Genomic DNA, 9,001 nt, shown 5'->3' with positions numbered 1-9,001 from the left:
TTTTTAACTTTTTTAAAATCCTATCAACCTTAACCGCGATACACCCATAGTCCGTACGGGATTCGAACCCGTGTTACCGCCGTGAAAAGGCGGTGTCTTAACCCCTTGACCAACGGACCCTGAGCTTGTCAACTCTTTCTATTATACCTACTTTTTGACGCTTGTCAACTGGTTTTATAAAAAATTAGTTGACTAGAGTCAATAGCTACAAATAGAATGTCGGCAATCACAATTCAGCAATTTGATTCAAGTTTACTTCTGCTACTGTATCATTACCAAACATTGAAATAATCATCTTCACTTTGTTATTATCAATTTCAGTAATTTTTCCTGTGTAATCAGCAAAGGCACCATCGATAATACGGACAGTTTGACCTACTTCAACATTGATATTGAATTCTTGTACAGTTTGTCCCATTGATACCAAGATATCTCTGATTTCTTGTTCCAATAGTGGAGTTGGTTTAGATCTGTTACCGTGTGACCCAACAAATCCAGTAACGTTTGGTGTGTTACGCACTACAAACCAAGCTTCATCTGTCATAACCATCTCTACAAGAACATAACCTGGGAAACGATTTTCTTCAACTTCTTTTTTCTTCCCATTTTTTTCAACTTGTACAGTTTGAGTTGGGATTTCAACACGCAAGATGTTATCCAACATATTGTATGTCTGTGCACGTTGCAAGAGATTTTCTTTTACTTTATTTTCATAACCAGAATATGTTTGTAGGACAAACCATCCTTTGTCAAAACTATCCATCTTTTTTCCTTTCTTAACAGTAAACTTCTTTCAGTGAATTTGTTCTATTTTAAAAAATATTAATGAATCGAATTAATCCGCTAACGATTAATTGGTCAAAAATATAAATAATAACTACAAAGAAGGCAGTGTATTCCATGATAGATTTAAAATCTACCCAACTTTGTTTTCGAGTTGGCCAAGTTGTATCTTTAAGAAGAGTAAAGATATCCTTAATAAAACCCATTTTTATCTCCTATCTCGTTTCTCTATGTGTTGTGTATTTACCACAATGTTTACAAAATTTATTTACTTCTAAGCGAGTCGGTTTTGGATTCCCACTAATTTTAATTGAGTAGTTTCTCGAACCACAAACCGCACAGGCTAGACTTGCTTTTTTAAGTGCCATAGCGCCTCCATCCTAACTATTATAACAAGAATCCCTGTCTTTGACAAGTTAAATTATATTATCAGTTTTTCCTATTTTCAAAAATAAAAAAGCCTAGGATTAATCCTAGACTCTATTTTACATTATTTACCAAGATAGTATTCTTTTACAACGTTCAATTTTTCGTCAAATTCGAATACCAATGGTGGGAAGTTAGGAATTTCCACATCCATGATTTCGTCGTCTGACAATTGTTTGATGTGTTTTACAAGAGCACGGATTGAGTTACCGTGTGCTCCTACGAATACGTTTTTACCGTCTTTAAGAGCTGGAGCGATTTTATCTTCCCAGAATGGAAGGGCACGTTCCAAAGTAACTTTCAAGTTTTCAGCATCTGGAATTACTGAGTCATCAAGTGAAGCATAACGACGGTCAGTGTGAGCTGAGTACTTATCATCGCGAGGCATTGCTGGAGGCAGTACATCGTATGAACGACGCCAGATGTGAACTTGTTCATCACCAAATTGTTCAGCAGCTTCTGCTTTGTTTTTACCAGTCAAACCACCATAGTGACGTTCGTTCAAGCGCCATGATTTTTCAACTGGAACCCAAAGTTGGTCAGATGCTTCAAGAGCCAAGTTAGTTGTTTTGATCGCACGTTTCAATACTGAAGTGTATGCTTGGTCAAATTCGATACCAGCTTCTTTGATCAATTTACCAGCGTCGATAGCTTGTTGAGTACCTTTTTCAGAAAGATCTACGTCAGCCCAACCTGTGAAAAGGTTAGCTTTGTTCCATTCAGACTCACCGTGGCGAGCGAAAACCAATTTTACCATTAGTTGGATTCTCCTTTTATTTTTCGAGGTTCCCCTCGTTTATCTATTCTATTTTACAAAATTTTTCACAAAAAAGCTAGTTAAAATCAACGAAAAAGAGAAGAGCGCTTCAACTCTTCTCTTAGATAATCATTTATCCTTCAATTTTAAATTGTTTCAAGCTTGCTAGATACAAAGCTCCACCAATTACGAGGACAATTCCTCCAATCCATCCAAAGAATGGGATCAGTGCAACAACAGAACCAACAATAAATAGAATTGACGGTGCTAGTGAAATACGTTTGTCATCCTTATAGTAGACAAGCGTTAGGATTCCAAGAATGAGGGTTGCAATTTTTACCAAAGAGAAAACGATGAAAATGATTCCCAATACAAGCCCCGCAACATCTTCATCCTCAGAAATAGCTGCAAGAAAAATAATAAAAAATGGTAAGAAAGCTAAAACAGCTCCTGCAATGATACCAATGAATCCATCTACTTGTGCAAGTGTTTTTGTCTTCATAAATGTCTCCTTTTATTTTAATAAAGTATATTATACCATATTTTTATTAAAGTTTTTAATTTTTAAAAAAATACAGGAGTAACTCCTGTATTTTTGTTAAATTATTTTGCTTCAAAGCCCTCTGCTACTGCGTCTGCAAAGTTCTCTTCGACGATGCTTGCACAGTGATCACAGATGGTTGCGTGGTAGTGGCGTTCAGCCGTTGTTGGATCGATGCGACGGCAACGGTCACAAACTTCACCAGCTGCACGTTCTACTGTAAAGGCCACATCTTCAAAACTGATAGCACCTTCAGGAGCTTCTCCTTCTGCAATGGTCAATTCTGACACAATCAAAAGTTGAGCAACATTGCTATCAACAGCTCCAAGAAGGGTTTTCACAACTTCATTTGGATAAACTGTCAAGTGAGCTTCAAGAGATTTACCGATTACTTTTTCATTACGTGCTTTTTCCAAGGCCTTTTGAGCTTGACCACGGAAATCCATGAAGGCTGACCAAGTATCCAAGATTTCTTCTTGGTTGGCAAACGTTTCTGCTTCTGGCAATTCTGACAATTGAACGAAGTCTTCTGCTTCAAACTCAAGGTAAGACCATATTTCTTCGGCAGTGTGAGGAAGGATTGGTGTCAAGAGTTTAGTGATTTTCACCAAAATATCATAGAAGACTGTTTGCATTTGACGGCGTTCAAGTGATTTTGCACCTTCGATGTAAACAACGTCTTTGGCGAAATCAAGGTAGAAGGCTGACAAGTCAACATTGATAAAGTTTACTAGCGCTTTGTAAATGGTCAAGAATTCAAAATTAGCATAAGCATCACGAATAGTCTTAACAAGTTGGTTAAAGCGAATCGTCATGTACTTGTCTACGGAACGAAGTTCGTCATAAGCAACTGCATCCTCAGCTGGGTTAAAGTCAGAAGTATTAGCAATCAAGAAACGAAGCGTGTTACGAATCTTACGGTAAGTCTCAGAGACTTGGCTCAAGATATCCATAGAGATACGCACATCATTGCTTGAGTCTACACTTGTTACCCAGAGACGCAGGATTTCCGCACCAAATTGTTTTTCAACGTCACTTGGGGCAATGGTATTTCCAAGAGATTTAGACATCTTCTCACCTTTACCGTCAAGGGCAAACCCTTGAGACAAGATTTGTTTGTATGGTGCGACACCATGGTTAGCTACAGAGGTGATGAGTGATGAGTTGAACCAACCACGGTATTGGTCTGAACCTTCAAGATAAAGATCTGCTGGATATTTGAGTTCTGGACGGTTAACCACGACACCATTCCATGATGAACCTGAGTCGAACCAAACGTCCATGATATCCGTTTCTTTCTTGAACTCGCCATTTGGTGAACCTGGATGGGTGAATCCTTCTGGCAAGAGGTCTTTCGCTTCACGCTGCCACCAGATGATTGAACCATGTTCTTCAAAGAGTTGAGCTACATGCTCGATGGTTTCAGCTGTCATGATTGGTGTTCCGTCTTCTGCATAGAAGATTGGAAGAGGCACACCCCAAGCACGTTGGCGAGAAATCACCCAGTCACCACGATCACGAATCATATTGTAAAGACGGACTTTACCCCACTCTGAGTGGAACTTGACTTTTTCAATTTCGTCCAAGATTTCTTGGCGGAATTTAGATACAGAAGCAAACCATTGAGGTACTGCACGCCAGATAATTGGTTTTTTCGTACGCCAGTCAAATGGGTAGGAGTGAGAGATTTCTTCTTGAGCAAGAAGCAAATCACCAAGTTTTTCAATAACTGTTGGCACAACCTTGTCATAAAATTGACCTTCAAACTCAGCGCCAGCATTAGCCATCATGATACCGCGTTCGTTGACAGTTACAGCAACTTCAAGACCATTGGCAACACCGACATTGTAGTCATCCTCACCAAAACCAGGGGCTGTATGGACGATACCAGTACCAGAATCTGTTGTAACGTGGTCACCAAGGATAACGAGTTCATCTACTGCTGTATCCCATGGGTGCTCTGTCACAATTTGGTTCAATTCTGAACCACGGTAAGTAGCCAAAACTTGAACATCAGACCAACCGAATTTCTCAGACAAACTGTTCAACAATTCTGAAGCAACCACAAACTTACGAGATTCGCCAGCTGGTTGCACCAAGACGTAATCAATATCCGCACCAACCGTCAAACCACGAGAAGCCGTGATGGTGAACGGAGTTGTTGTCCAAACAACAATGTAGGTATCTGCATCTAGAACACCCTTACCATCTTTAACCTTGTTGGCATAGTAGAGTGATGTAGAAACCAAGTCATGGTATTCAATTTCCGCTTCAGCTAGGGCTGATTCAGAAGACCATGACCAGTAAACTGGCTTAGCCCCACGGTAGATATAGCCTTTATTAGCCATTTCACCAAAGACACGGATTTGAGCTGCTTCATAGTCAGGAGTCAAGGTTACATATGGATGATCCCAATCACCTGAAACACCTAAGCGTTTAAAGTCTTCACGTTGTTTATCTACTTGAGAAAGAGCGTATTCACGGCAAAGTTTCAAGTATTCAACCAAGTCCATTTCTTTACGTTTGACACCTTGTTTAGCCAAAACTTGCTCGATTGGTAAACCGTGTGTATCCCAACCTGGAATATATGGTGCGTAGAATCCTGACATAGACTTAGAGCGAACAATGATATCTTTTGAAATCTTGTTCATGGCATGTCCTACGTGGATGTTTCCGTTAGCGTATGGAGGTCCATCATGAAGAGTGAAATGAGGTTTCCCTTCATTTAACTCTTGACGGCGTTGATACAATTTTGCATCTTCCCATTCTTTTTGCCAAACTGGCTCTTTGGTTGGAAGACCGGCACGCATTGGAAATTCTGTTTTTCCAAGATTAAGGGTTTCTTTTAGTTTCATTATTACTCCTTTAATGTAAATTGAAAAAATAAAAACCACGACTCGCAAAAAGGACGAAAATCGTGGTACCACCTTTGTTCGGAAAAAGACCTTGCCTTTTTCCCTCTTTTCCCGTAACGTGGGTAACGTCAAGTCTTACTCATTTCAGACTTGATACTAAGAGAGGATAAATTTACCAACAGGGATTGTAGGACTTCCACCATCTCCTACTCGCTAGAAATATATTTGATAAATCCTTGTTCTCTACTAAAATCTTATAAAATTAGAACTGACTCTTGTTGAGTATTAGCATCATCTTGAGGTCCTTCCTCATGTGCTGGCTCAACAGGAGTTTCAACAACTGGCTGAACTTCAACTTCAGGTTCAGTTGTCTCTTCAACATCTTGACTTGCAGTAGCTTGTTGAGCTTCTAATAATTCCTTATTAGCTGCTTCAATACGTGCTTGAAATTCTGCAACTTCTTCAGGAGAGAATTGACGAGTCATGTCAATTGGGTCTTCTTCATGAAATGAAGATGTTGCTTCACCTAATACTTCTTCAACAACTTCCTTGAATGCTTCGTCACTCGTTTGAAGATAAGTTGCAGTTGGACGTAAAATCTCTTCCCACTCAGATGAATCAACAATGGCCAATTGGCTTTCGATAGTTGATTTCAAGCGTTGGTGGAAGACACGACTCTTATTCTTCAACTCTTCAGTTTCCACAGCAACTTTCTTAGCATTATCAGTTGCTTGTCGCAAGATTTCATTTGCTTTGTACTTAGCTTCATCAAGTAAACGTTGTGCATCTTGTTCAGCTTGTTGAATAATGTTGTGAGAACGATCGTTGGCTGCTTGTTTTACACGCTCAGCTGTATCTTGAGCGATTAAAACTGACTGGCTCAATGAATCTTTGATTTCATCAAAATATGATAGACGATCTTCTAAATTTTTAATATGTTGATCTTTTTCATGATTGCTACGAACCAAATCTTCATAGTCACGAACAACAATATCTAAAAATTCATCAACTTCTTCACGATTAAAACCTCTAAACTGAACACCAAAGGTTTTGTCCTTAATTTCTAACGATGTAATTGGCATATTTTTCCTCACTTACTTAATAAAAAATAGAATCATTCATTGCTTCTGGTTCTTGCTCTTGGTCGTTTGTTACTGTTCTCTTAGGAATATCATTCGTATAATAGGTCAGACGTTCTTCTAATCGTTTAATATAACGTTCCGTCTCATCCTTGTAACGGGTTAATTCCTCGTAATCAATATAAATTTTATCTAAAAATTCGTCAACTTCTTCCTTATCGTAGCCTCGGAATTTTGTTGAGAAAGCTTTATCAACAATATCTTGTGGTGTAATCGACATATTTTTTCTCACTTACTTAATAGTAGCTGAACTGTTAATTTTTTCTTATCTTTCTTCGTTTGACCGTTTTCTTTAAGCAAGATGATTCGGCCAAACCGTCTGACACTTATCAAATCCCCAACTTTTACTTGATAGTCAGATTTTTCAACTATATGATAATTGACTTGAACCAACTTCTTTTCAACTAGAGCTAAAGTTTGTGAACGAGATAATTTCAATATACTTGATAAGAAAGTATCTAGACGAAAACTTGAAACTAGTATTTCCTTTTCTTGATATTCGTTTTTTGATTCTATTATATCTGAAAAAGGACGTTCCTCTAATCTTACAGGTAACTTGGAAATTTTTTGAATCCCATCCTGGAACAAAGTAATAAATCTCTGATCCACAATAATCTGAGCCTTTTCTTCAGTCACTATGATATCACCGAACAACTTACGGTCAATACCCAGACGATTGAGAACCGTTCCCAGAATTTTTGAATGGGTTAGTTGTTGAAACTTGCTGGGATAATCAATCTCAAGCAAGGCCATTTCGAAATCTTCCAAGGTTGGCGTAAAATAATCCGGTGCAAGTATCACCCTTGCATACTCTGAGGGAATTTGGCTAGTACTAGTAAAAGTCTTGACTCCCCTATTATTTCCCAGTGTTTCTAAAATAAAAACTTGATGAGGATTTATAAACGGCGTTAAAATCGGTGCGTAATGCTCTTCTACCTGTCTTAACCACTCTAGCCCCTTGTCAATGAATGGGATATCTTCTGTTGCGAAATGTTGGTAAAGTTCTTTACTCATAAAACTACCAACAAATTGATGAGATAGCGACTTATCATGCGCAAGATAATTAGAGCTATCCAAACTGAGAAATCCAAGCCTGCAATTTGCAGCGGTAGACGTTTCAAGGGTTCCAGAATTGGTTTACACAAGGTCTCCAAAAATTTTCCCAACTGAGTGTCGTAGGCATTTGGAAACCATGATAATAGCGCAAAAGCTACAAGTATCATTGAATAGATATCTGTAGCATTTTGGATAAAACGAATTATTAGAAACATTAACGTACTCTATTTCTCTTCATGTCAAAGTCGTACTCTTCACTTTGAGTTTCTTCCGGTAAACGAATATCTTCAATATTTACCACAACACCTACAGGTGTCAAAAGGTACATTGTATGCGCAACTTTTCTTAACTCACCAGCAAGAACATGACGTGCCCCATCCAAGTAATCCAAGCAACGACGCGCTTGAACCTCTGTCATATATTGGAAGTCAATCAAAATACTCTCGTTACCAGCCAACAAATCAACAATATCTGTTGCATCTTCGTAACGACGTGGATAACGAACATCGATGGTTACTTTTTCAGTGCTACGATGACTTTCAATTGCTAGTTGTTGTTGACGAGCATGAAGTTTTGTAATGTTTTTTTCTTTAGCTTCAACTGGAGAAGATTCTTGAGCAGCAGCTTGCTGTGGTAATTCTCTCTTTGGAGGAACTGAAGCTAGTGGACGTTCAGAACGTGCAGCTACAACATCTGAAGCAACTTCATCTCCATCTTCTGTAAAGTAATCTATAAATTTATCAAATTTATCTTTTAATGACATGATTATTTCCTATTTAAAAAATGCTGTACCAATTCGAACATAAGTCGAGCCACACTGAATCGCTTCTTTATAGTCACGACTCATTCCCATACTTAATTCTGTCATTGGCATATTGGGGAGTTGTTGTTCACGAATATATTGTTGCAACTCTTGCGTTTCTTTAAAGATTTTTTGCAACTCTTCTGTTTCAGCTTCAAATGGAGCCATAGTCATAAGACCAACATACTCTATTTGATCCAAGCTTGACAAGTCTGGCAAGACCGCCAAAAGTTCTTCTTTCGAAAAACCATGCTTGCTTTCTTCTCCAGAAATATTGACCTGCAAAAAACATTTAACCTTACGATTGGCACGTTTTTGAATCTCTTGAGCTAATTTCAAAGAATCTAAAGCGTGAAAATAATCAACATAAGGAATAATATCTTTCACTTTTCTTCTTTGTAAGCTACCAATCAAGTGCCAAGTAACATCTTTATCACTTAAAGCATGATACTTTTCAAGAAATTTGTCAACACGGTTTTCACCGATGTGTTTGACTCCTTGGTCAATCAAATTTGCTGCAGTTGCAATATCAACATATTTTGTTACGGCAATTACAGAAACCGAACCGTCTTCACGGCCGGTTTCTTGAATTGCTTTTGTAACCTGTTGAAATACCTGATTTGTATTTTCTTTTAAATCCAT

11 protein-coding genes, 1 tRNA gene, 1 pseudogene and 1 other annotated feature are annotated in these 9,001 nt (G+C 38.3%); all 13 genes and pseudogenes read right to left on the bottom strand.

All coding sequences use genetic code 11. The annotated features are described in order from the left end of the window. Window positions 1-47 precede the first annotated feature (47 nt). Window positions 48-119, bottom strand: a tRNA-Glu gene (locus ACTO1Y_RS08090). A gap of 107 nt (window positions 120-226) precedes the next feature. After that, on the bottom strand, window positions 227-763 hold the full coding sequence (gene nusG / locus ACTO1Y_RS08085; RefSeq protein ID WP_006149705.1) for a transcription termination/antitermination protein NusG: 537 nt from the start codon (window positions 761-763) through the stop codon (window positions 227-229). A gap of 49 nt (window positions 764-812) precedes the next feature. Beyond that, complete coding sequence (secE, locus tag ACTO1Y_RS08080; RefSeq protein ID WP_004254104.1) at window positions 813-989, bottom strand: preprotein translocase subunit SecE; 177 nt, start codon at window positions 987-989, stop codon at window positions 813-815. A gap of 9 nt (window positions 990-998) precedes the next feature. Continuing rightward, window positions 999-1,151, bottom strand: a complete 153-nt coding sequence (gene rpmG / locus ACTO1Y_RS08075) for a 50S ribosomal protein L33 (RefSeq protein ID WP_001809375.1) — start codon at window positions 1,149-1,151, stop codon at window positions 999-1,001. Between the two features lie 122 nt (window positions 1,152-1,273). After that, a complete protein-coding gene (locus ACTO1Y_RS08070; RefSeq protein ID WP_006149717.1) occupies window positions 1,274-1,966 on the bottom strand; it encodes a phosphoglycerate mutase in 693 nt (230 codons plus the stop codon). Window positions 1,967-2,099: 133 nt separating this feature from the next. Continuing rightward, the gene (locus tag ACTO1Y_RS08065; protein ID WP_006149702.1) at window positions 2,100-2,468 is read right to left on the bottom strand and encodes a hypothetical protein; all 369 of its coding nucleotides are present in this window, start codon (window positions 2,466-2,468) and stop codon (window positions 2,100-2,102) included. Between the two features lie 101 nt (window positions 2,469-2,569). Next, window positions 2,570-5,362 (bottom strand): isoleucine--tRNA ligase, encoded by a 2,793-nt coding sequence (gene ileS, locus ACTO1Y_RS08060; protein WP_441348877.1) that lies wholly within the window; start codon window positions 5,360-5,362, stop codon window positions 2,570-2,572. A 46-nt stretch (window positions 5,363-5,408) separates the two neighbouring features. Beyond that, window positions 5,409-5,620, bottom strand: a binding site (T-box leader). Window positions 5,621-5,775: 155 nt separating this feature from the next. Then, a pseudogene (locus tag ACTO1Y_RS08055) lies at window positions 5,776-6,444 on the bottom strand (DivIVA domain-containing protein); the annotation flags it as partial. A 16-nt stretch (window positions 6,445-6,460) separates the two neighbouring features. Further along, on the bottom strand, window positions 6,461-6,721 hold the full coding sequence (locus ACTO1Y_RS08050; protein WP_441348876.1) for a DivIVA domain-containing protein: 261 nt from the start codon (window positions 6,719-6,721) through the stop codon (window positions 6,461-6,463). 8 nt (window positions 6,722-6,729) lie between these two features. Continuing rightward, the gene (locus ACTO1Y_RS08045; RefSeq protein WP_441348875.1) at window positions 6,730-7,515 is read right to left on the bottom strand and encodes an RNA-binding protein; all 786 of its coding nucleotides are present in this window, start codon (window positions 7,513-7,515) and stop codon (window positions 6,730-6,732) included. Further along, window positions 7,512-7,772, bottom strand: coding sequence for a YggT family protein (locus tag ACTO1Y_RS08040; protein ID WP_441348874.1), 261 nt, complete (start codon window positions 7,770-7,772; stop codon window positions 7,512-7,514). The genes ACTO1Y_RS08045 and ACTO1Y_RS08040 overlap by 4 nt, the downstream gene beginning before the upstream one ends. Next, window positions 7,772-8,320 carry a cell division protein SepF gene (locus ACTO1Y_RS08035; RefSeq protein WP_441348873.1) on the bottom strand — a complete coding sequence of 183 codons (549 nt, stop codon included), beginning with the start codon at window positions 8,318-8,320 and terminating at the stop codon, window positions 7,772-7,774. The genes ACTO1Y_RS08040 and ACTO1Y_RS08035 overlap by 1 nt, the downstream gene beginning before the upstream one ends. Window positions 8,321-8,329: 9 nt before the next feature. Beyond that, complete coding sequence (locus ACTO1Y_RS08030; RefSeq protein WP_441348872.1) at window positions 8,330-9,001, bottom strand: YggS family pyridoxal phosphate-dependent enzyme; 672 nt, start codon at window positions 8,999-9,001, stop codon at window positions 8,330-8,332.

It is taken from the genome of Streptococcus sp. V728 (assembly GCF_052077995.1).
GTDB lineage: Bacteria > Bacillota > Bacilli > Lactobacillales > Streptococcaceae > Streptococcus > Streptococcus infantis_B.
Note: the sequence above shows the minus strand (reverse complement) of the source record. Positions and strands in the feature narration are given on the sequence as shown.